Annotated in this window: 20 protein-coding genes; 8 read left to right on the forward strand and 12 right to left on the reverse strand. The window is 62.5% G+C overall.

The window, feature by feature from the left end:
• The first annotated feature begins 11 nt into the window (after window positions 1-11).
• The 3 genes from P3T23_RS13790 (at window position 12) to P3T23_RS13800 (ending at window position 3,287) form a co-directional block, all read left to right on the forward strand.
• Window positions 12-1,523, forward strand: a complete 1,512-nt coding sequence (locus P3T23_RS13790) for a DASS family sodium-coupled anion symporter (RefSeq protein WP_429316725.1) — start codon at window positions 12-14, stop codon at window positions 1,521-1,523.
• Between the two features lie 302 nt (window positions 1,524-1,825).
• Window positions 1,826-2,758, forward strand: coding sequence for a 2-hydroxyacid dehydrogenase (locus P3T23_RS13795; RefSeq protein ID WP_429316726.1), 933 nt, complete (start codon window positions 1,826-1,828; stop codon window positions 2,756-2,758).
• A gap of 46 nt (window positions 2,759-2,804) precedes the next feature.
• Complete coding sequence (locus P3T23_RS13800) at window positions 2,805-3,287, forward strand: OsmC family protein (RefSeq protein ID WP_429316727.1); 483 nt, start codon at window positions 2,805-2,807, stop codon at window positions 3,285-3,287.
• A 7-nt stretch (window positions 3,288-3,294) separates the two neighbouring features.
• Here the strand turns inward: P3T23_RS13800 and P3T23_RS13805 are convergent, their stop codons facing one another.
• Window positions 3,295-3,579 carry a hypothetical protein gene (locus P3T23_RS13805; protein ID WP_429316728.1) on the reverse strand — a complete coding sequence of 95 codons (285 nt, stop codon included), beginning with the start codon at window positions 3,577-3,579 and terminating at the stop codon, window positions 3,295-3,297.
• 295 nt (window positions 3,580-3,874) lie between these two features.
• Here P3T23_RS13805 and P3T23_RS13810 point away from each other — a divergent pair, with 295 nt between their 5' ends.
• On the forward strand, window positions 3,875-4,888 hold the full coding sequence (locus P3T23_RS13810; protein ID WP_429316729.1) for a helix-turn-helix domain-containing protein: 1,014 nt from the start codon (window positions 3,875-3,877) through the stop codon (window positions 4,886-4,888).
• 32 nt (window positions 4,889-4,920) lie between these two features.
• On the opposite strand, the gene P3T23_RS13815 is transcribed toward P3T23_RS13810, so the two are convergent.
• Window positions 4,921-6,243 (reverse strand): MFS transporter, encoded by a 1,323-nt coding sequence (locus P3T23_RS13815; RefSeq protein WP_429316730.1) that lies wholly within the window; start codon window positions 6,241-6,243, stop codon window positions 4,921-4,923.
• Window positions 6,244-6,508: 265 nt separating this feature from the next.
• Window positions 6,509-7,276: a tetratricopeptide repeat protein gene (locus tag P3T23_RS13820; protein ID WP_429316731.1), complete on the reverse strand. Its 768-nt coding sequence runs from the start codon at window positions 7,274-7,276 to the stop codon at window positions 6,509-6,511.
• Window positions 7,277-7,399: 123 nt separating this feature from the next.
• Between P3T23_RS13820 and P3T23_RS13825 the strand changes: the two genes are divergently transcribed.
• A complete protein-coding gene (locus P3T23_RS13825; RefSeq protein WP_429316732.1) occupies window positions 7,400-7,609 on the forward strand; it encodes a hypothetical protein in 210 nt (69 codons plus the stop codon).
• A gap of 36 nt (window positions 7,610-7,645) precedes the next feature.
• Window positions 7,646-8,362, forward strand: coding sequence for a hypothetical protein (locus P3T23_RS13830; RefSeq protein WP_429316733.1), 717 nt, complete (start codon window positions 7,646-7,648; stop codon window positions 8,360-8,362).
• Between the two features lie 173 nt (window positions 8,363-8,535).
• On the opposite strand, the gene P3T23_RS13835 is transcribed toward P3T23_RS13830, so the two are convergent.
• Together P3T23_RS13835 and P3T23_RS13840 are read right to left on the reverse strand one after the other, a co-directional pair.
• Entirely contained in the window at window positions 8,536-8,850 is a 315-nt protein-coding gene (locus P3T23_RS13835; RefSeq protein WP_429316734.1) for a DUF4148 domain-containing protein, read from the reverse strand.
• A 683-nt stretch (window positions 8,851-9,533) separates the two neighbouring features.
• Window positions 9,534-10,994 carry a tetratricopeptide repeat protein gene (locus P3T23_RS13840; RefSeq protein WP_429316735.1) on the reverse strand — a complete coding sequence of 487 codons (1,461 nt, stop codon included), beginning with the start codon at window positions 10,992-10,994 and terminating at the stop codon, window positions 9,534-9,536.
• A 390-nt stretch (window positions 10,995-11,384) separates the two neighbouring features.
• Here P3T23_RS13840 and P3T23_RS13845 point away from each other — a divergent pair, with 390 nt between their 5' ends.
• Window positions 11,385-12,347, forward strand: a complete 963-nt coding sequence (locus tag P3T23_RS13845) for a hypothetical protein (protein WP_429316736.1) — start codon at window positions 11,385-11,387, stop codon at window positions 12,345-12,347.
• Between the two features lie 221 nt (window positions 12,348-12,568).
• Here the strand turns inward: P3T23_RS13845 and rpoD are convergent, their stop codons facing one another.
• The 7 genes from rpoD to betI form a co-directional block, all read right to left on the reverse strand.
• Window positions 12,569-14,524: an RNA polymerase sigma factor RpoD gene (gene rpoD, locus P3T23_RS13850; RefSeq protein WP_429316737.1), complete on the reverse strand. Its 1,956-nt coding sequence runs from the start codon at window positions 14,522-14,524 to the stop codon at window positions 12,569-12,571.
• A 485-nt stretch (window positions 14,525-15,009) separates the two neighbouring features.
• Entirely contained in the window at window positions 15,010-15,558 is a 549-nt protein-coding gene (locus tag P3T23_RS13855) for a hypothetical protein (protein WP_429316738.1), read from the reverse strand.
• A 314-nt stretch (window positions 15,559-15,872) separates the two neighbouring features.
• Window positions 15,873-17,312 (reverse strand): MFS transporter, encoded by a 1,440-nt coding sequence (locus tag P3T23_RS13860; RefSeq protein ID WP_429316739.1) that lies wholly within the window; start codon window positions 17,310-17,312, stop codon window positions 15,873-15,875.
• Window positions 17,313-17,572: 260 nt separating this feature from the next.
• A complete protein-coding gene (locus tag P3T23_RS13865) occupies window positions 17,573-18,298 on the reverse strand; it encodes an OmpW/AlkL family protein (RefSeq protein WP_429316984.1) in 726 nt (241 codons plus the stop codon).
• A 346-nt stretch (window positions 18,299-18,644) separates the two neighbouring features.
• Entirely contained in the window at window positions 18,645-20,342 is a 1,698-nt protein-coding gene (gene betA, locus P3T23_RS13870; protein WP_429316740.1) for a choline dehydrogenase, read from the reverse strand.
• A gap of 19 nt (window positions 20,343-20,361) precedes the next feature.
• Complete coding sequence (gene betB, locus P3T23_RS13875; RefSeq protein WP_429316741.1) at window positions 20,362-21,831, reverse strand: betaine-aldehyde dehydrogenase; 1,470 nt, start codon at window positions 21,829-21,831, stop codon at window positions 20,362-20,364.
• 47 nt (window positions 21,832-21,878) lie between these two features.
• Window positions 21,879-22,466: a transcriptional regulator BetI gene (betI, locus tag P3T23_RS13880; protein WP_429316742.1), complete on the reverse strand. Its 588-nt coding sequence runs from the start codon at window positions 22,464-22,466 to the stop codon at window positions 21,879-21,881.
• A 230-nt stretch (window positions 22,467-22,696) separates the two neighbouring features.
• Between betI and fdhA the strand changes: the two genes are divergently transcribed.
• Window positions 22,697-23,899 carry a formaldehyde dehydrogenase, glutathione-independent gene (gene fdhA / locus P3T23_RS13885; protein ID WP_429316743.1) on the forward strand — a complete coding sequence of 401 codons (1,203 nt, stop codon included), beginning with the start codon at window positions 22,697-22,699 and terminating at the stop codon, window positions 23,897-23,899.
• Window positions 23,900-24,005: the final 106 nt, after the last annotated feature.

Raw genomic sequence — 24,005 nt, forward strand, 5'->3', positions numbered from 1 at the left:
GAGCACACACGATGAGCTCTCCGAAGCCCGAGGTCCAACCCGCCACGACGTCTGCGCAGCCCGCTCCGGTGAAGCACGGTCCGCCGGTCGGTCTGATTGCAGGGGTGATTGCGCTCGTCGTCGTGCTGTTTCTCCCGCTGCCCGATACGTTGCCGCCGGCAGGTCAACGGATGCTCGCGATTCTCGCGTTCGCGGTGGTGGTCTGGTTGACCGAGGCGGTGTCGTACGAGGCGAGCGCGATCATCATCACGTCGCTGATCGCGTTTCTTGTCGGTACTGCGCCGACGATCAAGGATCCCGGCGTGCTGTACGGCACCTCGGCGGCAATCAGCATGGCGCTGGCCGGTTTTTCCAATTCCGCGCTGGCGCTGGTTGCGGGCGCATTGTTCATCTCGGCGGCGATGACGGTCACCGGGCTCGACAAACGTATCGCGCTCTTCACGCTGTCGCTGATCGGCACCACCACGCGCCGCATCCTGATCGGCTCGATCGCCGTGACCATCGTGCTGTCGCTCGTGGTGCCGAGCGCCACCGCGCGCAGCGCCTGCGTGGTGCCGATCATGATGGGAGTGATCGCCGCGTTCGGCGTCGAAAAGCGTTCGAACATCGCGGCCGGGATCATGATTATCGTGGCTCAGGCCACCAGCATCTGGAACGTGGGGATTCAGACCGCTGCCGCGCAGAACCTGCTGACCGTGGGCTTCATGGACAAGATGATGGGCGCGCGCGTTACCTGGCTCGACTGGCTGATCGCGGGCGCGCCATGGGCGATCGTGATGTCGGCGGTGCTCCTCTTCATCGTGCTGAAGATGTTGCCGCCTGAGACCGACAGCCTCGCGGGCGGCAAGGAGGCCGTCGCACGCGCGCTCGTCGAACTCGGCCCGATGACGGGCCCGCAGAAGCGTTTGCTGGCGGTGTCGATCGGTCTGCTGCTGTTCTGGGCGACCGAAGGCAAGCTGCATCCGTTCGATACGACGTCGGTCACCTATGTGGGCCTCGTGATCCTGATGCTGCCGCGGATCGGCGTAATGGACTGGAAAACGGTGCAGGGCCGCATTCCATGGGGCACGGTCATCGTGTTCGGGGTTGGCATCAGCCTCGGCACCGCGCTACTCACGACACAGGCCGGCCAGTGGCTCGGCGAACTGGTTGCGCACCACACGGGCCTCGACAGCGCGGGCCCTTTCACGGCATTCGCGATTCTGTCGGCGTTCCTGATCCTGATTCACCTCGGTTTTGCGAGCGCAACGGCGTTGACCTCTGCGATGTTGCCAATTCTGATATCCGTGCTGCAGTCGATGCAGGGCGACTTCAACCGGCTCGGTCTGACGATGCTGCTCGGCTACGTCGTGAGCTTTGGTTTCATGCTGCCGATCAACGCGCCGCAAAACATGGTGTGCCTCGCCACCGACACGTTCACCGCAAAACAGTTTTCGCGCGTCGGCATCGTGCTGACGGTGGTCGGCTATCTGCTGCTGATGCTGTTCGCCGCGACGTGGTGGCGCTGGCTCGGCTGGCTTTGATGCAGCGACGCAGCGAGGAGGGTGCCATGCACGAAACGCGCAAGCGCGCCCGGCATACGGAGTACATCGATCAGCCGGCGTCGGCGCAAGCGCCTTTGGCGACGCTTGCGCGGGAGCGGGCGTCGATCCGCTGATGACGCAGGCGCAGGCGCAGGCGCAGGCGCAGGCGCAGGCGCAGGCGCAGGCGCAGGCGCAGGCGCAGGCGCAGGCGCAGGCGCAGGCGGAAAAGGCGGCTGGCGGATATACTTCGCCTGCCGCAGCTTTCTCAACCAGCGCTTTTTTCACAGAATTCACGCCGGGTCATGAAGCCTTCATTGCTGGTGCTGATTCCCCTCCCTGGGGACAGCCACGCGGATATCTCCGCTTCGTTCGACATCATCCACGCTCCAACTCCCACCCAACGCCGCCAGGCCATCGCCGACCACGGCAGCACGATCCGTGCGGTGCTGAGCAATGGCACGACTGGCCTCACGGCCGCAGAAATCGATCGGCTGCCGCAACTCGAATTCGTCAGCGCACTGGGCGCGGGCTATGAAAACATCGCCGTCGATCATGCGCGGGTGCGCAACATCGTTGTCGTCAACGGTGCAGGCACCAACGACGACTGTGTGGCCGATCACGCGTTCGCGCTGCTGCTGGCGGTGGTGCGAGACGTGCCGCAACGCGATATCGCGACGCGCAATGGCGTCTGGCGCGACGCGCTGCCGATGCGGCCTGCGGTGTCGGGCAAGCGGCTCGGCATCGTCGGTCTTGGCAACATCGGACAGAAGGTGGCGCGACGCGCGGCGGGCTTCGATCTGGAAACGGGCTATCACAACCGCAAACCGCGCGAAGGCGCGACAAGCCGCTATTTCGACAGCCTGCTGGCGCTCGCCCAATGGAGCGACTATCTCGTGATCGCCACGCCAGGCGGTGCATCGACGCATCATCTGATCGACAGGACGGTGCTCGAGGCGTTGGGGCCGAAGGGATTTCTGATCAACGTATCGCGCGGAAGCGTAGTGGATACGGCGGCGCTGGCCGCGGCGCTCACGGAAGGAACGATCGCAGGGGCGGGACTGGACGTCTACGAAGGCGAGCCGCATCCGCCGCAGGCGTTGCTGCCTTTAAGGAATGTCGTGCTTACGCCGCATACCGGTGGCACGTCGCCCGAGTCGAATGCGGCATCGGTACGGAATTTTATCGACAACGCTACGCGTCATTTTGCGGGTGAAGCGGTGCTTACGCCGATCTGACCGCGGCGCGGACACTGCAGGTTTCTTCAAACGAGGATTGACCCTGATGGCCACTTATACGGCAACCATCGCCTGGAGCGGTAACGGCAGCAAGTTCACCGACAATCGCTACAGTCGTGCCCATCAATGGAGTTTCGACGGCGGGACGGTCGTGCCTGCATCGAGTTCACCGCATGTCGTGCGCGTGCCATTCTCGGATCCAGCGGCGGTCGACCCGGAAGAGGGTTACATCGCCGCGCTTTCCAGTTGTCACATGCTGTGGTTTCTGTCGATCGCGGCGCAGGAGGGGTATGTGGTCGAGGCCTATCGCGATGAGGCCGAAGGCACGATCGCGAAGAATGACGCGGGCAAGGAAGTGATGACCCGCGTAGTGCTCAAGCCGGCCGTCTCGTTCGGCGGTGACAAGGTGCCATCGGATGAGGCGCTGCGTCATCTGCACCATGAGGCGCATGAGGCGTGTTATCTGGCCAATTCGGTGAAGACGGTGATCGAAGTGGAGGGCAGCTGGACGCATCCGGCGACGCGTTAAATGGCCGTCAGGCTGCCGTGCGGTTGCGCGTTCTGATCAGCACATGCCGCTCCAGCAGGTCGAGGAGCATCATCACGCGACAACGCTGTGTGGTCACCAGGTCGTGGGTTTCCACCAGCGCCCGGATGCGCTTTTCCCAGTACTTATGGTCGAACCCGTGTAAGGCGTCGTCCGCGTCCTCGCGGATGATGTACTGGACCATGCACTCGAAATGGTCGAGCTGGTTGTCGGCCAGCCGGGCTGGTAGCAGCCCGGCGGCCCTGGTCGCCGGTTGTTTATTGGTGACGCTCATGTCTGTCTCTGATCCTACGTCGCAGATCTGCCACAAAGGCGATGCCGCGGGCCCGCGGTGACCCACGGCACAACATCGCAAGGGTGCGCGATGGTATGGGTCGGGCGCAGGCCTGGAGCCCCCGCATCCAGTGCAAAAGCGTTTTGAGCCTTTACGGGTACGACAATATCGCGGTTTTTTTGATACGCTTTACCATGCGTCTCAGTTCCTGACACCAACGGCCGTGTACCTCGCGCCTGCCTTGACCGCATTGCATTTCATCGCTCCTCGAAAGCCACAAATGACGCAGCGCCCAATGCCGAATGAATCAACCCGCGACGCAGCAGCGGGTTCCGGTATCGTGACGACCCGCTTCAGCACGCACTCGCTCGCCGCCAGCGAGCAACTGCTGGCCTGGCGCTCGCGCGTGGGGCATGCGGTCGACGTACCGCCTTCGAACAGGCAACTGGCAGAAGGGTTTGCCGGCCACATCGACCTTTATGCGGTCGGCGGGATGATTTTCACGGATTGCAGCACGGACGCGCTGACGCTCGAGCGCTCGGTGGCGCGTGTTTCCACCGATTCGCGCCGGGATTTCGTCTTTCACGTGTTCCTCGACGGAGAGATCGGCAACGTCTCCGGGATGCACCGCAAGCGCAGTGCCGCCGAGCCGGTGAAAGGCATCGTCGCGTTCGACATGAACCAGCCGTTCAGGAACGAACGGCCGGCCTGTCGCCTTCTGAGTCTGTTTGTACCGAGGGATATCGTGGAGGCAGGTCTGCCGGACGCCGAATCGATTCATGGCCGGATCGTCCAGCAAGGCTCGCCGCTTGGCCGCCTGATTCTGGATCACGCGGCGGCAATCAGCAGGGAAATGCCGAAGCTCGACCGTCACGGCGCCACAGACTCGCTAACTGCTGGCGCCCAGCTGCTCATCGCCGCGTTTCGCAAGGAGTCGCGCCTGACGGGCGCCGGCCGCGCTTCGTTGCAGGCCGCCGTGATGGGCCAGGTGCGGCGTTATGTCGAAGCCAATCTGCATCAGGGTAACCTCACGCCCACAAGCGTCGTCGACGAACTGCAATTGAAGCGCGCGACCATCTATCGCTGGTTCGAGCATGAGGGCGGACTCGGTACGTATATCCGCAATCGCCGGTTACGCGAGGCTGCGCAAGAACTGGTCCGTTTCCCACACCTGCAGGTGACGGAAATCGCCTACGGGCTCGGCTTCAAGAGCGCATCGGACTTCACGCGCGCGTTTCGTCGCGCCTTCGATATCAGCCCCCAGGACATGCGCGCCCGTGCCGTCGATCTGCTAAACAGCGTCACGTAAAGATGGCCTGTAACGGGCGTGTGCCGGCGTAGTCAACCGGCTACGCGCCCGCCGTACGGGACACGTTCAGCGGAAGAATGTTCGGGAAAGCGGTTCAGTGCGACGAGCGTGACGCCGGTCGCCGCCATCAGATACCACGCGGGGACCATCGGGTTGCCCGTCAGGTTGATGAGCCAGGTGACGAGGAACGGCGAGAATCCACCGAAGATGACCACGCCCAGGCTGTAGATCACGGCCAGTGCCGCGGCTCGCCGATGCCGCGGAAAAGCCTCGAGCATCAGCACCGAACCCGCGCCGGCGTTGTTCACCGCAAGCGCCACGAATGCCGTGATGATGACGAGCGCGACGACGTCGCTGACCCCATGCGTAAGCGCCCAGAACGCAGGCCATGCCGCGGCCAGCGACGCCGTCATGGTCAGATACTGAAGCGTCTTGCGGCTGGCGAGGCGGTCGGCAATACGGCCAGCCAGCGGCGTGACCACAAGGATCGCGAGTCCGGACAGGCAGGCTGTCAGCAGGCTGATTGCAGCCGGCCGATGCAGTGTCCGAACGAGGTAGGCCGGCATATGGAACACGGTGATGTAGATGCTCACCGAAGGCGCGGCCATGCAAAGAATGCCGTAGATGAGCGGGCGAGCGTGCTCCGCGAACATGCGTCCGGGCATGAAGCGGACGGGTTTTTCACTGGCGGCCGCGGGCATGCGGCGGCGCAGATACCAGCCGACAGGGCCGATCAGGCCGCCCAGCATGAAAGGAATGCGCCAACCCCATTCCTGCATGGCCGCGGGCGAAACAAGCGCAGTGGTGCCCGCTCCGACAAGCGCCGCTGCGAATGCGGCCGCGCCCTGGCTCGCGCCGCGCCAGCTCACCATGAAACAACGCCGCTGATACGGCACCGACTCCATCAGCGATGCCGACGCCGGCCCGATCTCCCCGCCTGCCGCGAGCCCCTGCATCAGCCGCGCGACGACGATCAGCACCGTCGCTAGCGGGCCAATCGATGCATAGGTCGGCAGGCACGCGATCATCCATGTGCCGATGGTCATCAGGGTGAGCGAAAGAGTCATGCCGGCCTTGCGGCCGTGGCTGTCCGCGATGTGGCCGATCATGATCGCGCCAAGCGGGCGCATCACGAAGCCTGCGCCGAAGGTGGCGAGCGAAAGCAGAAGGGACGCCGCCGGGTTGCTGGAAGGAAAGAACAGATTCCCGATCAGGACCGCCGAGAAGCTGTAGACCGTGAAGTCGTAAGCGACGAAGCCGTTGCCGATCACGATCGCCACGATGGTTCGTGTGAGAGCGGCACGGGTCGGGCTTGTCATCTTGTCAGCGGCATGGTGCATGGGCGCGGTCGACATCCTGCATCGTGGACGCCACGAGAGGGTCTCGGAACGAAGATTGATGTCTCTGCGTTAACGGCCAGTTAACTGAAGTCTTTAGGCGGGTGGCTGCGAGCGTCCGCTTCCGAAAATCTCGAACGGGCATTTTCGGACCCATCTGCGTCATTCGGCGGGGGCTGACGACTCGCCGCTTCCGGACCGGCGAATGACCAGGCGCGGAATCGTCATCGACGATTCCGCGCGCCGTCCTGCGACAGCGGCGCCGGGCAAACCTGACTACGAGTCATCGGCGCGTCGATGACAGGGCTAGCGCTGCCTGTGCGCGCTGCAGCCATTCCCGGTTGTGTTCCCTGGCGTGGCGCGGCCAGTATTTGGCATCGTGCGCGATTTCCGTGTACAAGCTGGTGGCCCGGCGGTGGTCCGCCTCATCCGTTTGCCCGGCCAGCCAGTCGGCGAACAGGCAGCGGGGCGCTGCGTCGCTGGCGCAGGTCAGCGCCTGCTCGAAGGCCGCGCGCGTGCCGGGCGCTCCCAACGCGGACAGGGTGCGCGCATAGAGTAAGGCAGGTTCGGGTTGACGACGCGCCTGCGGATTGGCCGCGAACAGGCTGGACAAGGTCGCGTCGGCTGCCGCATGGTTACCGACGGAAAACTGCGCCTGCGCGAGGCCAAGCAATAGCGTTGGGTCATTGGCGAAGGGACCGTTCGCGGCGGCCTGATAGTGCTCGAGCGCTTCGCCGGCGTTGCCGGCCGCCAACAGGTCAGCACCTAGCCGCATGCGATGCTGGACGGTGGGCGCGCGGTCGAATTCGGCGCGCGCCTCGCGCACGGCACGATTGGGGTCGACGAACTGCGCGATGGCCCGCGTGGCGACGCGGGCACTGCGCGACTGGCGCAGGCTCGGCAGGTAGATGGCGAAAAAGTACACCACGCTCCCCAGCATCGGGAACGCAAACAGGATGAAGAGCCAGTACATGCCCTGGCCGGTGCGCACCGCATGCACGGCAAAGCAAATCGCGACAATGACGTGAAGACCGATTCCGAAATATGGCATACGTATTGGACGTTTGAGCCCAGGCTGGCAACAGCTTCGAATCGCTGCGCTGATTTTCGTGGGCGTGGTCAGGACGGGCGCGCGGCCTGAACGTGCAACTCACGTAGGTTGGACACGATCGAAATGTCGCTTATCGAGCGGCCGGTTAATGTTTGTCAGCTTGACCATTTGCACCGCCCTGTGCTCGCCGTAATCGTGATCGTAAACGATCCGAACGCCTGTTGCATGAGAACCGGCGTCATTCTGGGCAGCGCGTTCGCCCTCTGTTCGGCAGTTCCCGGAGAAGGCATAGTGATTGATCCGCCGGGCCAGATGGCTGTCCGCATTTGCTGATATCGCCCGCCGGGGTCGACTCCAGGAGGAGGTCCGATGAAGAACGCTATCAATTTTGTCCCTTCGACCACAACGTTCGCTGCAGTTGTGCTCGTCGCGGTGGGCTTGGGTAATCAACTGGGGAGTGCAGCCGCCGCACCGGAGCCTTTCGCGTGGCCCGCATCGCTTGCGCCCATGGGCCATGGGTATCCCAAGGCCGGAGACGCGTGCCGCCGGCTCGGCGAGTCACCTGCGACTTCCAACTATCTCGACCACATGGCGATACTGGTCGGTTGTCCGGGTAGTGGCGATAGCGCCAGTGTGCGCGCGATTCTCCGTAACCAGCGCGGGCGCGTGGTTGGCGAAGTGGATGGCGTCACGCTGATTTCGATCCCGATGGACGGAAAGAGCAAGGGGGGGACGATGGGCGACGCGTTGGGCCACAAAAGTGGGGGTGCGAAGGTGCAGGGCGCTGATTTCAACACAACCGGGACGCTGCCATGCGCACGCTTTGCCGGACAGCCCACAAGCATGTGCAGGTTCGGCGTCGTGCGTCACAGCGATCGCAGCGCGATTGTCACAGTCTTCTGGCCCGGTGGCGGTAGACGGGCGATCTTCTTCGGCGCAGATGGCAAAGTCACCGGTGCGGGAACCAGCGCAGCAAACCGATCGGCGCCCGGGAAGATTACCACCAGGAAAAACGCCGACCTCAACCTGATTTCCATCGGCGATGAGCGCTACGAGATCGTGGACGCAATTCTCTCTGGCGGCTGACGCAAGCTGATTTTTATCGACTCAGACGTCGTGCTTGCTGTTCATGTTCATCTCCGGGCAAATGGGATAGTTGAAGGTTCATCAAGGGATTGAGCCGCCCCGATCCCGCTAACGCGGGATCGGGGCGCGGACTCCCGGGACCCGTGGTACCTCAAGTGCCACCACAAGGCCGCTTAATGGCGTGCGTAGATCGAACCGAGTCCAGCAACGTCCGACTCCGCCGCCCGAGAGCCCGAAGCCGAAGTACCGCTGGTCGACGGGCCATACGACGTCGTCGATGCGCTGTTTTCGGCGTTTATGCGCGCCTGGGCTGCCTGGAGGTTCGCCGGATAGCGCGTGTAATCGCTGGCCGGGTTGTAGCCGGCCTTTTCCAGTTGAACCAGCTGCGCACGCACTTCGGCACGGGTAAGAGGTTCGTTCGACTGCGCGAACGACACGACCGGAATAGCAGCGACGACGGCGATGATGAGCGATTGAACAAGTTTCATGGTGTCCACCTACAGAGAATGGGTCTTGCGCAAACACCCGTTTGCGCTTCTGGTGATTGAAGTTGAATCGAGTCAGGAGGCTTCGAACGCACAGTACAAAGCACGTCTGGCGTTGATGCATTAGAAGCGGTGGACGTATCTGGTTTGTGTCGGGAAAAAGCCGAAGGTGAAGCGTTCTGTATCCACACGCCATGCAGATACACTGCGATACAAATAAATCGACCTCGTTCGCTCAGTGGAGGTCAACCATTGAGGTGGCCGCGCAGTGTGCGGCCTGACCCGACGTTCCTCAACATCGGAAACAGCTTGCCGCCCTCCGAAGGAAGGGAAGGTCGTTTTATCCGGTCATTCACGCGCTACGTGCGTGGGGCGAAACCTGGTGCAAGGACGAGAGCGAAGAGATTGCGGTGCGTTTCGTACATCGTGAATGCGGTCACGATGTTGGTCTGGGTACGGTATGTCCCGAGTGCGGTATCACGGTCGAACGAAAAGATCTGGATGCCTCGCTGGGTAGTCAGTTTGCGAAGGAGCGTGCAGAGCGGCGCGCTGCTTTCAAAAGGAAATAGCGCGCTTTGGGATAGACGGGCCCGCCGCGAGGCGGCCTGACACGTCCCCGTCGACTGCGGTCCCAGGCTTCGCGGGTAAGCGTCCGCTCGTTTGGCTATGGAGCGAAACCTTTTGAGCTAGCCCATTAACATGGCGCTCCATCCGTCTGAGCCCAGGGACGCCTCGAACAGGACCTGTTCTGACGGATTCGAACGCGATCTTGCTTTGGTATCAGGAACGGGCCGGTCAGAGCGTCCGAGCTCCCGATACTCCCTGGCAAGGCGAGCGATATTTTCTTCATGAGGCGACACTGCCTGCTTATCGAGCCGCGACGCCTGTGCATACCGGCGTGCCGCGGCGGCCAGATCGCCTTTCTGCTCCAACGCTCGACCCCATTCGACATACGAGGGAGCGAGGTCAGGGCGAAGCGCGACCGCGCGGGACAACCTGTCGATCGCATCGTCGTACCGCCTGACCGCTACGAAGGCCTCGCCCCAATCGTGGAGCGTGTCGACTGAGTAGGGGTTCATGCGCCAGGCGTCCTCGAACGCGTCCAATGCTTCTGGATAGCGATGCGCATGCAGGAGCACGTCGCCGAGCAGACGCAGGTTTTCGGCTGTCTTCGATTTCTCTTGAGCGCCTTGCCTGAGTGCCACAATCGCGTCGTCAATCCTGTGCTGCTGTTCCAGGGCGACCCCGAGGGCTGCCTGCAGAACGGCCGAATGCGGGTACGTGAGAAGTGCGTCACGGGATTGCTCTTCCGCGTCTCTTGAACGATCTTGCCTCGTCAGCAGCCAGGCTTTGCCGGCAAGCGCCCATTCCGATTGCTGGGAAGCCGGCAGCGCGAGCACCTCGTCGTAGATGCCTACGATCTCGTGATAGTCGCATTCGGCCGGCGAGCACTTCTTCTTTTGCGCCTGCGTGAAGAGATGGCTTGCGAGTATGTTCGGCTCGGCGAGCTGCATTGCCTTTGCAGCGACTTCGGGCACGAACTTGTCCAGATCGCGTCCCGTAAAAAACACCACGTCCTCGCGGGAATCAAACAGACCTCCTTCGATCCGCACGTGCGCAACGTACGAATCGGGATTGCCATCCAGTCTGGTGATGCCGATATTGACAACCACATCTTCCCGGCCGACGAACCCTTTGAGGAAGCGGACTGTCGACGCGTAGGACATCTCCTGTCCGGGAATCTGGATATCGGGCTGGGAGTCGTTGGCCATCATGTCGTCGTGCGGAATTGACCCCGCGTCACGCCCGATCTCCTGCATGGCGGACATGACCCTCTGCGCGAGAAAGTTCGACGTGTAGCCGCTTTCGATCAGGGACGGCGGCGTCTCCACCGGACGGACCAGTAGATGCCGCTTGAATACACCTTGCGCGACGAAACAGAAAAAGGCGATCGTCAGAATGCCAAACACCCACGGGCGCACGTACGGCCACAACGTACTGGGGCCGCGGCCGATCCATCCCGCGGCGCGCAATCCTTTCAGGATGTGCTCCATGAATTTCCAGCTGTTGCGGTTTCCGGCCGTTCCGCGGGATCGCGGCAGTTCTTGCCACCCGGTCCTGCGACCTTGACGTTGAACACTCGACATGACGCACCTCAGTACACTCAGCGTTGGCAAGTCCACGACTTGACCGTAGAACCAAAGCATCGACCATGCCATCTCCGTCAAACGCAAGCAGGTAGAGGGGTTGCCGCTGTTTAGCGATAGAAGAGGACGTGGAAAGTGTTGTCGCCTGGCAGACGCTTTATTGTCAGAAGTTCGACGGCTCAAGACACAGCGTCTCTAGCCTTAACGTAATCGGGCGTATTGCTCCGTCCAGAAGTAGCCAGGTACACGTCGGAAGAGGTGCGCCGCCGAGGCTGAATATTTTGTATAACTTTGGTATGGCTTTGGGGGTGATAAAGCGGCACGCATGGAATGTCTCAGGCAAGCGACGAACCACATTTCCAGCCCTGCACGCATGGCAAAGGATTGAAAATGTCTCACGAACTCTACATCCAGGTACTTAGCGCGATGTTTCTGTTCTGGAACGGAGCACGCGTCCTCACCTACCTTCCGACCATCAGCAAACTGCTGGAACGGGAAGCTGACGTGCGCAGTTACAGCCTCTTGAGCTGGGGAAGCTGGGCGCTTAGCAACGGAACGTTCGCACTGATGCTGCTCGAAATGAGCCGCGGGGTCACGAACCCGATGTTCTGGATGAATCTGGCGAACACGCTAATGTGTGCCGTCGTTACTTTCATCATCGTTCTCAGGCGGTCCCGGCGGCTTCACCAATGGGTCAGCGGACTCTATCGAAAGATCAGCCGACGCGATTCGACGCGGCTTGCGGTATCCACAGAGGCTGGCTTGCCGGATCTGGGTGTCCGCAGCAGTCCAGGGGGCGATACCCGTCTCGAGACGGGTTACATTCCGCCTGCACAGCGAGGGCGGTTCGGCCGCGTGACACTCTGGGCGGCGTCGGCAAGCGCGATAGCCGTCGGGGTAGTGGGGACCGGTGCGTACGGCGTCTGGTTCAACCATGACCAGCGCGGCTACGTCGAAGCGATGGCGAGCCCACAGCACGCGCCTGAGATAACCGCACCCGCAACCGCACCCGCACCCGCGCCAACGACACAAACCGCTTTGTCTGCTCAGGTCCCGGTATCGCCGGCGTCTGCGGCTCGCGCCACCGCGGTGGCGAGTGTCGAGCCCGCGCCGCCCGCGGCGCCCGTTCCGTCGACGGCCAAGGCGGCGCCTGCCGTGTATGCCGCCGCACCGCAGCAGGCATCAGCCAGGCCTCTTCAGGTGAACCATCACGCTACCCAGAATCGCCGCCCTTCGACGCCGCAGATCAAACCGAACCCATTCGTCCGTGTGAGTCTGTTCTTTCAGCGCCTGAGTTATCAGCAGCATGGCACGGCAAGCCAGCGAGACAGGGATTCGGATTCGCATCGGTAATCCGCAGCGCGCCTGGCCGTGCCGTCGGCAGGCTCGCGGACAGCGTGCGGCAGCTGGATTTCAAGCTGGAGGCACGGAGGATTACGCTGTCGATGCTCGTGGAGGCGCGAGACAGCAAGCTGCCGTTTGTTTCCTGAGAACCGCGGATAGGGACCGCCGGAAACGGCACTGAGGGTTGATGGCTGCCTGCGCCAAAACTGGCGCAGGCAGCGCAGGGGCAGTTACGAACGCTCGCCCATGAACGCAGCCAGACGGTCCGCACGGCTCGGATGCCGCAGCTTCTTCATCGCCTTGCTTTCGATCTGACGAATCCGCTCACGCGTCACGTCGAACTGTTTGCCGACTTCTTCCAGCGTGTAGTCGCTGGCCATGTCGATACCAAAGCGCATTCTGACCACCTTGGCTTCGCGCGGCGTCAGCTCTTCGAGCGCCGCACGCACGGTCGCACGCAGGCTTTCGTGCAGCGCGGCGTCGGCTGGCGACACCGTGTCACCGTCCGCGATCATGTCGCCGAGGCTCGTGTCGCCGTCCTCGCCGATCGGCGTTTCCATCGACACAGGCTCCTTCGCGATCTTCATGATCTTCTGGATCTTGTCTTCGGGCATCTCCATGCGTGCGGCGAGCGTCGCTGCATCCGCTTCCTTGCCGGTACGCTGGAGGATTTCCCGCGAGATGCGATTGAGCTTGTTGATCGTTTCGATCATGTGCACCGGCACGCGAATCGTGCGCGCCTGATCGGCGATCGCTCGGGTGACGGCCTGGCGAACCCACCACGTCGCGTACGTGGAGAACTTCCAGCCGCGGCGATATTCGAATTTGTCGACCGCCTTCATCAGGCCGATATTGCCTTCCTGAATCAGATCCAGGAATTGCAGCCCGCGATTCACGTACTTCTTCGCGATGGAAATCACGAGGCGCAGGTTGGCCTTGGTCATCTCGTGTTTTGCCTGCCGCATCTGACGCTCGGCAGCCAGCATCCGCTTGTTCACCGATTTCAGCTCGGTCAGCGACAAAACCGCCCGCGCCTGAATATCGATCAGCTTTTGCTGATGCGCTTCGAGGTCCGGCAGGCTGCGCCCGACCGAGTCGCTGTACGGACGCGATTTGCCCGCGAGGCCGCGCCCCCAGGAGAGGTCGGTTTCGTTGCCGGGGAAGCTCGCGATGAACTCTTCGCGGCTCATCCCGCAACGGTCCACCATCAACTGAAGAATCTGGCGTTCGACCCCGCGCACTTCTTCGACCATCGCGTGAACGTCGGCGCACAGGCGCTCGATGATCTTTGCGGTGAAGCGGATCGTGCGCAATTCTTCACGCACTGCGTCCTGGGCCGCGATGAACCCCTTCGACTCGGCTCCGCTCGCGGTGTAGGCCGTCTCCATCAGCGCAAACTGGTCGGCAACGCGGCCAAAGCGCATCAGACACTCTTCCTTCAGTTGGGCGAGATTCGCTTCGTTGGCCTGGGCGGCGCTGGTTTCGTCGCCGTCGTCGTCCGTCTCCGAGTCGTCGCTCGTGGCGTCGTCCTGGGCGGCGGCATCGAAGGTTTCGCTGATGCCGTCATCGATGACACCGTCGACCAGCTCGTCGATGCGCATTTCATCGCGGGCGACGCGTTCTGAGAGTTCGAGAATCGTCGCAATCGTCGACGGACAGGCGCAGATCGCATGGACCATGCTCGCGAGCCCGTCTTCGATGCGCATCGCGATTTCGACCTCTTCCTTACGCGTGAGCAAGGTTGCCGAACTCATTTCGCGCATGTACATCCGCACGGGATCGGTGGTCCGGCCAAATTCGGAGTCGACCGTCGACAGCGCGACTTCGGCTTCTTCGTCAGCCTGGTCGTCTGCGGTTCCTGCGGCAGCGTCCTGCAGAAGCAGCGCTTCAGCATCGGGCGTCTGCTCGTAGATCGTGACCCCCATTTCAGCGAACGTCCGGACGATGCTTTCCATCGCCGCCGTGTCGGTAAAATTGCCCTGCAGGTGGTCGCTGATGTCGGCATGCGTCAGATAACCGCGCTCCCTGCCGAGCTGGATCAGGTCGCGCAGCTGCTGGCGACGCTCGTCCGCTTCGAGCGCAGATTCAGCAGGAACGGCGGGCATCACCGCATTCTTGCCGGCATCCTTCCTGGAAGCCATCGTTGATCCAGTTTTCGCTACCGTTCGTTGTTCCCCGCTTGCCATTGACTGCTGCTCCCTTACTGACGACCTACGTGACTGATTAGACTAGACGAATGCGCGCGCCAAACCGTCGCTTCGGGCCACAGGAAGGCCGTCATGAGGGCGTCGGTGTTAGAAAGAATGGAACTGGCCGCGGCAGTTGCCACCTGGGCTTGCCGGATCCTCGGGCCTCGGGCGCTCGTCCGGGCAAAAGGGCGATATTCTACCTCGGCTGCTGCCTCGCTGCTCATCATGTGGGCAGTAAATCTTTAGATTCAAGTGTGTGCGGCCAAGTCTCGCTACCAGATGGTAGCGGGTCGGCTGTGGGCGCGACGACCGCTGGCATCGATATCCTGTTACGTCTGATGAATCGACGCGACGGGACAGGCACTCGATGCGGCGGGCGTCTGGCAGGCGTTTCACGGCCCTCGCCGACGCCCTTGCGTAGTGCCTGCGCCTCTTGCTTTTCCCATTTGCACGCGGGTCGTCAAAAACCCGCGTCAGCGCATTCACGATGGGCGGTTGTTGTCATTTTGCTCATGGAGCGGGTCCGGACTCTTCTGGGTCGAGCGCAGCACACCGGCCTTGTCGAAATAGAAGTTAAAGAGCAGGTACCAGACGCCGTCTTCGAGATAGCGATAACTCCATACCTCGCGTTTCATCATTGGAAAGTAAACCACCTCTTCAGGACGGCCGAAGTTGACCAGCACATCCTGTTTCGTCCACTTACCCGGCTCGGCGCGATAGAACTCGGTCGGCTGGAGCACCTGCCTGACGCTGATCACCGTGCCCGCAGCGTCGATGTCCGCCGCCGTAGTGGTCTCTCCCATTGGCTGGGTCGGCCACATCAACCGCTTCGAACCATCTGGCAGGTCGTAGATTTCCTGCGGTTGACCCAGCCGGGCAATGACAGCAGATTGTGCTTCGCCGGGTTGAAAGCTCTCCCACGGCTGCGCGCAGGCGCTCAATGCGAATACCGCGGCGCAAGCCAGCACGCGATGCGCGTTGCGGCCGCGAGGCCACGCAGTGTGCGCTGATTTCGATCGACGCGATTCCATTTCGAACTCATTTCATGAAGTCAGCCGGATGATCATCTGGCATGGTCAGCCTTACGCTGCACGGGCGTCATCCTTCCGATCGGACAGACTACATTCCATAGTTTATGCGGCCTGCGGTGGTGCGGCGACGGGCCCGGGACGGCGAGGTCTGGATTGCAGCGCGCGTTGACCGTTCAACGGCAAAACGTCAACCCGCCGATGCCAAACGGTTCGAGCGAAGCGGTCTTCTTCGGGTGGTGGATGAGGCACCGCTGCGTATTGCCCGGTGCTTTCGATCTGGCTGCGCCGTTCAGACGCATGCATCGATCATCCACTCAACGAACTTCGTCGACCGCTACGCCGCTATATCCGGGTGCCGCTTCCAGTGCTGCCTTTGCGACGAGGCTTTCCAGCGCGAGTCCCTTTGTCTCGATGCCCATGATCCAGACCGCGAGCGCCGCCACGCCGAACGACAACGCGCCGAGTGTAAAGACGCCGCCCTGGCCGAACATTGGCAGCACGACGCCGACCACATACGGACCGATCAACGAGCCGACCCGGCCAATCGCCGATGCAAATCCCGAACCCGTCGCGCGCGCACCCGTTCCATAGAGTTCCGGCGTGTACGTATAGAGCACCGCCCACATGCCGAACAGGAAGAACTGCATCGCGAGCCCGGTCCAGATCAGGAGCGTGACGCTATCCGCGTGCAACGCCGTTTGCCCATACGCGTAGGCCATCACGCCACCGCCGACGAGCGAGGCAATGCACGTCGGCTTGCGTCCCCAGCGCTCGACAAGCCACGCTGCGCACAGAAAACCGGGAATACCGCCAAGCGAGATCAGCACGGTATACAGCACCGATTTCGTGACTGCGAAGCCGGCCTGCTGCATCAGTGCGCCGAGCCACGACGTCAGTCCGTAAAAACCGAGCAGCGCGAAGAACCAGAGCAGCCAGACCATGATCGTGCGTTGCCGGTAAGCGGCGCTCCAGATTTCGCGAAACGCGCTGCCCGCGTGCGCGGCAGGCGACTCCGCCAGCATCGACGGCACAGGCAGGGACGTGAGGCCTTTCGACTTCATGACCTTGAGTTCGATCTGCGCGAGCACGCTGTCGGCCTGATGCAGTCGTCCGCGGTGTTCGAGCCAACGCGGCGACTCGGGCACGATGCGGCGCACGATCAGCACGAACGCGGCGGGAATCGCCAGCAGCGCAAACACGCTGCGCCAGCCGAACTGCGGCAGCACGAAGTACGACACCACTCCGGCTGTAATGAAGCCGAGCGGCCAGAAGCCGTCCATCAGCGCGACGAGGCGGCCGCGCGATGCGGCTGGCACAAACTCGGAGAGCAAGGTCTGCGCAATCGGAAATTCCATGCCCATGCCGATGCCGAGCAGCACGCGATAGAAAATCAGCGCATCGACCGATTGGGCCGTCGAGCACAGATACGAAGCCACGCCCCACAGCACCATACTCCACTGAAATACCGGGCGGCGTCCGAAGCGATCGGCGAGCAGGCCGGCTACGGCTGCCCCGAGCACCATGCCGAAAAAGCTCGCGCTCGCCACGAGGCCGGTGGTGGCACTCGACAGCCCGAACTCCGTCTTGATCGATCCGAGCACGAACGTCATCGTGCCGAGATCGACCGAATCGAAGAAGAACGCGACAGCGATGATGATGAAGATCGTCCGGTGATAACCGGAGAACGGCAGGCGCTCGAGGCGCGCGGCAGCTGTGGGACGGGTGGTGGACGACGGAGCGGCGGCAGTCGACATGGCATCCTCTGGGTGGATGTGGAAAGGGCCTCGATGCCAGCAGACTTCGAGGCCCGGTTCCTTTCAGTAGACTTGACCAATAATCGTCGACATAGAACGGATCCGGCATCCGGATAGAACGGGCGCGCCGTCGGCGACGGGGCGTTTGTGCGGCTGTCAGCGCGTAGCTGATGTTCTGACCGACCGTGCATGCACGGTCGTCCCGTCGATGCACTGACAAGGCCGGGGTTCCGCATTGCGTCGGGCAATGTGGAGCGGCGTTAGAAACGATACCCGATAGAAACATACGAAATGATCGGGTCAACCTTGAGCTTTGTGCTACTGGTCACGGTCCCGAACTGCGACTGGGTAGTGAGTGTGGCTCGCGTCGACAGCCACATATACGACAGTGAGACATCAACCGACCAATGCTTGTCGATGTTGTAGGCGAAGCCCGCATTGATGACCGGCGCAAACGAACTGCTCAACTTCGCGGTAGTGGGCCCCGTCAGCGCGGTCCCATAGGTCTGCGAATACAGAAAGCTGCCACTCGATACCGCCGGGTCCAGTTTCACGCCGCTGTACCAGACGTACGATGCGCCTGCGCCAAGGTACGGACGGAAGCGGCTCTGTGCATCGTTGAAGTAGTACTTCAGGAGCAGCGTCGGGCTCCATTCGTAGGCGGAACCGATCTCCCCAAGCGCCGCGAGCGACCCGGTGCCTGTCAAGTGGAACTTCGGCGGCGCGCCGAGCACTGCGGTCGTGGCGATGTGATCGGTAAAGAAATAGGTACCCGTAAGACCGAACGTGTCCGCATCGCCGACACTCGCGCCCGTGCCGGTCTTCGTTACGCTCGTGCCGAGTGCGTTGACGGTGAGCGGTTCGCTCGAGTCTTGCGGCGCCAGATGAAACCAGCCGAAGCCGGCAACGAAATCGCCAGCGCTCTGCGCCTGGGCTGCCGTACTCACTAACAACGCGGCTGCTACGCCGAATACCCGTTTCTGCATCATCGTGTCTCCTCGTTTTTTCTGGTGATGGGGCAGCGGTGATTCTATGCGCACGATCGTTCGATTAATGATCTGTTCTGTCGAGTGTTGCCTCTGGAATTTGGTAAGGATTGAGCGCGCTGCTGATTCACGTCATCGAATGCGCGTGACTACGTTTAACGGGAGGGGAGAAGAAAGCCAAAAGCCCACTGCCAAGAGCGGGCCTTCGGTTGCCTTTTTGGGAAGAAATCGACTGTGTCTCAGCGCATTGCTGGCAATGCGCTGAAGCGAGGCTATTTAACCGTAGGAGAAACGCAGTACGCAAGGAGTATGGCGACGATGTTCAACTCGATTGCCTTCCCGCTTCTTACGCGTTTTCGGCGTGAGGTACACCCACGCCGCGAGCCGGCGCGCCATTCGCCACGAAGTAGGGCACGTCTGCCCGCGCCAGCGGCTTCCGTCCACGGATCCGGTCGGCGATTTTCTCGGCGAGCATGATCGTCGGCGCGTTGAGATTGCCCGTGGTGATGCGCGGCATGATCGAGGCATCCACGACACGCAGGCCCTCGATGCCGTGCACGCGACCCTCGCCATCCACGACGGCCATGTCGTCATACCCCATCGCACACGAACAGGATGGGTGGTAGGCCGTCTCGGCACGTGCACGCACGAATGCGTCGATTTCGGCGTCGGTCTGAAGGTCGGCGCCGGGGTTGAGTTCGCGTCCGCGAAAACGGTCGAGGGCGGGTTGACGGATGATGTCGCGCGTGATGCGGATTGCGTCGCGGAACTCGCGCCAGTCGAGCGCTTCGGCCATATAGTTGAAGAGGATCGACGGATGCTCGTGCGGATTGCGCGAGCGCAGCTTCACCCGGCCACGGCTGGGTGAACGCATCGAACCGACATGCGCCTGAAAGCCGTGCATCCGGATCGCGTTGGTGCCGTTGTAATTGATCGCAACCGGCAGGAAGTGATACTGGATGTTGGGCCATGGATCGTCATCGCGCGTGCGGATAAAGCCGCCTGCCTCGAAGTGATTGCTCGCGCCGATGCCGGTGCCCTTCAGCATCCATTCGAGTCCGATAGCCGGCTGGTTGCGCAGCAGCAGGGCCGGGTACAACGAGACCGGTTCCCTGCATTCGTACTGCATGTACACCTCGAGATGGTCCTGCAGGTTCTGGCCGACACCTGGCAGATCGAGCACGATGGGGATGTCCAGTTCGCGCAGCCAGGCCCCAGGCCCGACGCCCGAGCGTTGCAGGATCTGCGGCGAGGCGATCGCGCCGCCGCAAAGCAGGACTTCGCGTCGCGCGTGGGCGGTGAGCTGGGCGCCGCCTTGCAGGTAGGCGACGCCATTGGCGCGCTTTCCCGAGAACAGGATGCGATCGGTTGTCGCGTGGGTGACGATGGTCAGGTTGGGGCGCTGCCGTGCCTGATCGAGGTAGCCGCGTGCGGTGCTCGCGCGGCGGCCGTTTGCCGTGACGGTGCGGTCCATCGGACCGAAGCCTTCCTGCTGGTAGCCGTTCAGGTCGTCGGTGCGCGGGTAGCCGGCCTGCACGCCTGCTTCGACCATGGCACCGAACAGCGGATTCACGCCTGGCTTGCTGGTGGTCACATGGACGGGGCCGTCCCCGCCGTGATAGTCGTTCGGACCGACGTCGCGCGTCTCGGCTTTCCTGAAGTACGGCAGGCAGTCGAGGTAGCTCCAGTCTTCCAGACCCTTGCGCTCGGCCCAGCCATCGTAATCGAGCGCGTTGCCGCGGATGTAGCACATGCCGTTGATCAGCGACGAGCCGCCGAGACCCTTGCCGCGCCCGCACTCCATGCGCCGGTTATTCATATGCGGTTCCGGTTCGGTTTCATAGGCCCAGTTATAGCGCCGACCCTGCAACGGATACGCGAGCGCGGCGGGCATCTGCGTACGGAAATCGAAGCGGTAGTCGGGGCCGCCTGCTTCGAGCAGCAGCACCGTGACGTCCGGGTCTTCGGTCAGGCGTGTGGCGAGCACGTTGCCCGCCGAACCCGCGCCGATGACGATGTAGTCGTACTCTTTCTGTGCGGCCATGCTGTGCTCCCTGAACCCGTCAAAACACCGGCTGATACTTGCCCAGTTCGACCTGGATGGACTTGATGCGCGTGTAGTGTTCGAGCGTCGTGATGCCGTTCTCGCGGCCGACACCCGACTGCTTGTAGCCGCCCACCGGCATTTCAGCCGGCGATTCGCCCCACGTATTGATCCAGCAGATGCCGGCTTCGAGACGATGAATCACGCGATGCGCGCGCGAAAGATTTTCCGTGACGACGCCGGCCGCGAGGCCATAGACCGTATCGTTGGCGCGGGCGATCACTTCGTCTTCGTCGTTGAACGTCAGAAGACTCATCACAGGGCCGAAGATTTCTTCCCGGACGATCTTCATGTCGTCACGGCAGTCGGCGAAGACCGTCGGCTGCACGTACTGGCCGCGCGCGTAGTCTCCATCGACGATCCGCGCGCCGCCCGTTACCAGCCGTGCGCCTTGCTGCCTGCCGCTTTCGATGTAACCGAGCACCTTGTCGAGTTGCGCGGCGCTGGCGAGCGGGCCGAAGTTCGTCGCATCATCGGACGGCTTGCCGATGCGGATCCGCTTCACGCGTTCGACGATGCGTGCTTCGAACTCCCGCTGTACCGATTGATGCACGAAGACGCGCGTGCCATTGGTACACACCTGGCCCGCGCTGAAGAAATTCGCGGTGACAGCGATGTCGGCGGCGCGATCGAGGTCCGCGTCTTCGAAAACGATGAGCGGGGACTTGCCGCCCAGTTCCATCGTCACTTCCTTGAGCGTCGAACCGCCCGCGAGCGACATTACTTTCTTGCCGGTTTCGACGCCACCGGTAAACGAAATCTTGGCGATGCCGTCGTGGGCCGCGAGCATGGCGCCCACGCGTCCGTCGCCCTGCACGACGTTGAACACGCCGGGAGGCATGCCGGCTTGAACATAGATTTCCGCCAGCTTCGAGCCGGACAGCGGTGTCACTTCGCTCGGCTTGAAGATCATTGCGTTGCCGGCTGCGAGCGCGGGGGCGGATTTCCAGCACGCAATCTGGATCGGGTAATTCCATGCGCCGATGCCCGCCGTAACACCGAGCGGTTCGCGCCGCGTATAGACAAACGACTCGGCACGCAGCGGAATCTGCTGACCTTCGATGGCCGTCGCGAGCCCGGCGTAGTACTCGATGACGTCTGCGCCCGTCACGATATCCACTGTGCGCGTTTCCGCAATCGGCTTGCCGGTGTCGTGCATTTCGAGTTCCGCAAGCGCGTCGTTGCGTTCGCGCAGCAACTCGACCGCGCGGCGCAGGATACGGGAGCGCTGCATCGCGGTCATCGCGGCCCAGGCACGCTGGCCTTCGCGGGCCGACTGCACGGCGCGGTCGATATCGGCCGCGCTCGCCTGCTGCACGGTTGCGAGGTTTTCGCCGGTGGCGGGATCGGAGGTATCGAAGGTTTCGCCGCTGGTGGCGTCGACGTACTCACCGCCGATATAGAGACGCTGCAGACCGTAAGAGGGCATCGTGGATTCTCCGTGAATGCTTTGCTGGGTGACGCGGGCGCCGTGCTCTAGGCTGGTTGCGCCAGCAGCATGTCGATGTAATCGTTGGCGAGACGCAATGCGGCGCGCGTATCAAACGGATCGCCGGACAGTGCACCGCGCAGCCAGAGTCCGTCGATCATCGCGGCGAGGCCGCTTGCGGCCCTGCGCGCCGCACCGCGCGGCAAGGTCCTCGCGAATTCCGCGCACAGGTTCGAATAGAGCCGCCGCGTATTGACGCGTTGCAGGCGGCGCAGCGCCGGCTCGTGCATGCTCTGGGTCCAGAACGCGAGCCACGTCTTCATGACCGGCCCGCTCACCTGCGTCACATCGAAATTCGCCGCGACGATGGCCCGTAACCGCGCGCGCGGCTGCGGCTTTGCGGCGATCCTGCGACGCGTCGTAGCGGTCCATAGATCCCGCAGGATATGGCGCATCGTGGCTTCGAGCAGGCCGTCCTTGTCGCCGAAATAATGGCTGACGATGCCCGTCGAAATGTTCGCGCGCTGCGCCACCGATGCCAGCGTCGTGCCCGCAAGGCCCGCCTGATCGATGGTAAGCAGGGTGGCGTCGATCAGTTGCGCGCGACGCACTTCGCGCATTCCAAGCTTGGGCATGGCGTAGGGGACGAGTCGCCCACCGTTTGATCAGAAGTCGCCAGCTTAGCGATTTTTTATTGAACGTTCAATCAATAAAAACTGCGTTGCGGCGGGCTTTGTCGGTTTGGGGAAAGCGCGTGTCGGGTTTTGCACAATCGCCGCAGGGCATGAGGGGCTACGCTCGAACGAGCGGCATTCGCCGAATGTCGTGACGAAAGACGTCATCAGACGAACATGGAGACGAAACAATGAGCGGTAATCGCGGTGTCGTGTATCTGGGGCAGGGCAAGGTCGAGGTCCAGCGGATCGACTATCCGAAGATGGTCGATCCACGTGGCCGCGCCATCGGCCATGGCGTGATCCTCAAGGTTGTGTCGACCAATATCTGCGGCTCCGACCAGCATATGGTGCGCGGCCGCACCACGGCCGAAGTCGGCCTCGTGCTCGGTCATGAAATTACCGGCGAGGTGATCGAAGTGGGCCGCGACGTCGAGACGCTGAAAATCGGCGATCTCGTTTCCGTACCCTTCAACGTGGCATGCGGGCGCTGCCAGACCTGCAAGGAGCAGCACACGGGGGTGTGCCTGAATGTGAACCCGGCGCGTGCGGGCGGTGCGTATGGCTATGTCGACATGGGCGGATGGATCGGCGGCCAGGCCGAATACGTCCTCGTGCCGTATGCCGACTTCAACCTGCTGAAATTCCCGGATCGCGACCGCGCGATGGAGAAGATCCGCGACCTCACGTGCCTGTCCGATATCCTGCCAACCGGTTATCACGGCGCAGTAATGGCGGGTGTGAAGCCAGGCTCGACGGTCTATATCGCCGGCGCGGGACCGGTCGGGATGGCCGCGGCCGCATCGGCGCGTCTTCTGGGCGCCGCCTGCACGATCGTCGGCGACATGAATGCGGACCGTCTGGCGCATGCGCGTGCGGTGGGCTTCGAAACCGTCGACCTGTCACGCGATGCTTCGCTTGGCGAGCAGATCGCGCAGATTCTCGGCGAGCCGGAAGTGGACTGTGCGGTCGACTGTGTCGGTTTCGAGGCGCACGGCCACGGCAGCCATGGCAGCCAGGAAGAAGCGCCCGCGACGGTGCTCAACTCGCTGATGGATATCACGAAGGTGGCCGGCGCAATCGGCATTCCGGGCCTGTACGTCACGGACGATCCGGGTGCCACCGACGCCGCCGCGCGTAAGGGCAGTCTCAGCATCCGCTTCGGCCTTGGCTGGGCGAAGTCGCACTCGTTCCACACGGGGCAGACGCCTGTGATGAAGTACAACCGCAACCTGATGCAGGCGATTCTGTGGGACCGCCTGCCGATCGCCGAGATCGTTAACGTGTCGGTGATCTCGCTGGATCAGGCCGCCGACGGTTATCGGCAATTCGACGGCGGCGCATCGCGCAAGTTCGTCATCGATCCGCACGGGTTGCTGCAAAAGGCCGCCTGACGCGGTGCGGGCCGCCGTCGCGCAGCGTTGCGCTGACGGCGGCCCGGTGCCTGCGGCTATCGGTGTGCGTTAACCCAAGAGATGAAACAATAAGTCAAATAAAATC

This window comes from Paraburkholderia sp. GAS448 (assembly GCF_050435685.1).
In the GTDB taxonomy this organism is placed as follows: Bacteria; Pseudomonadota; Gammaproteobacteria; order Burkholderiales; family Burkholderiaceae; genus Paraburkholderia.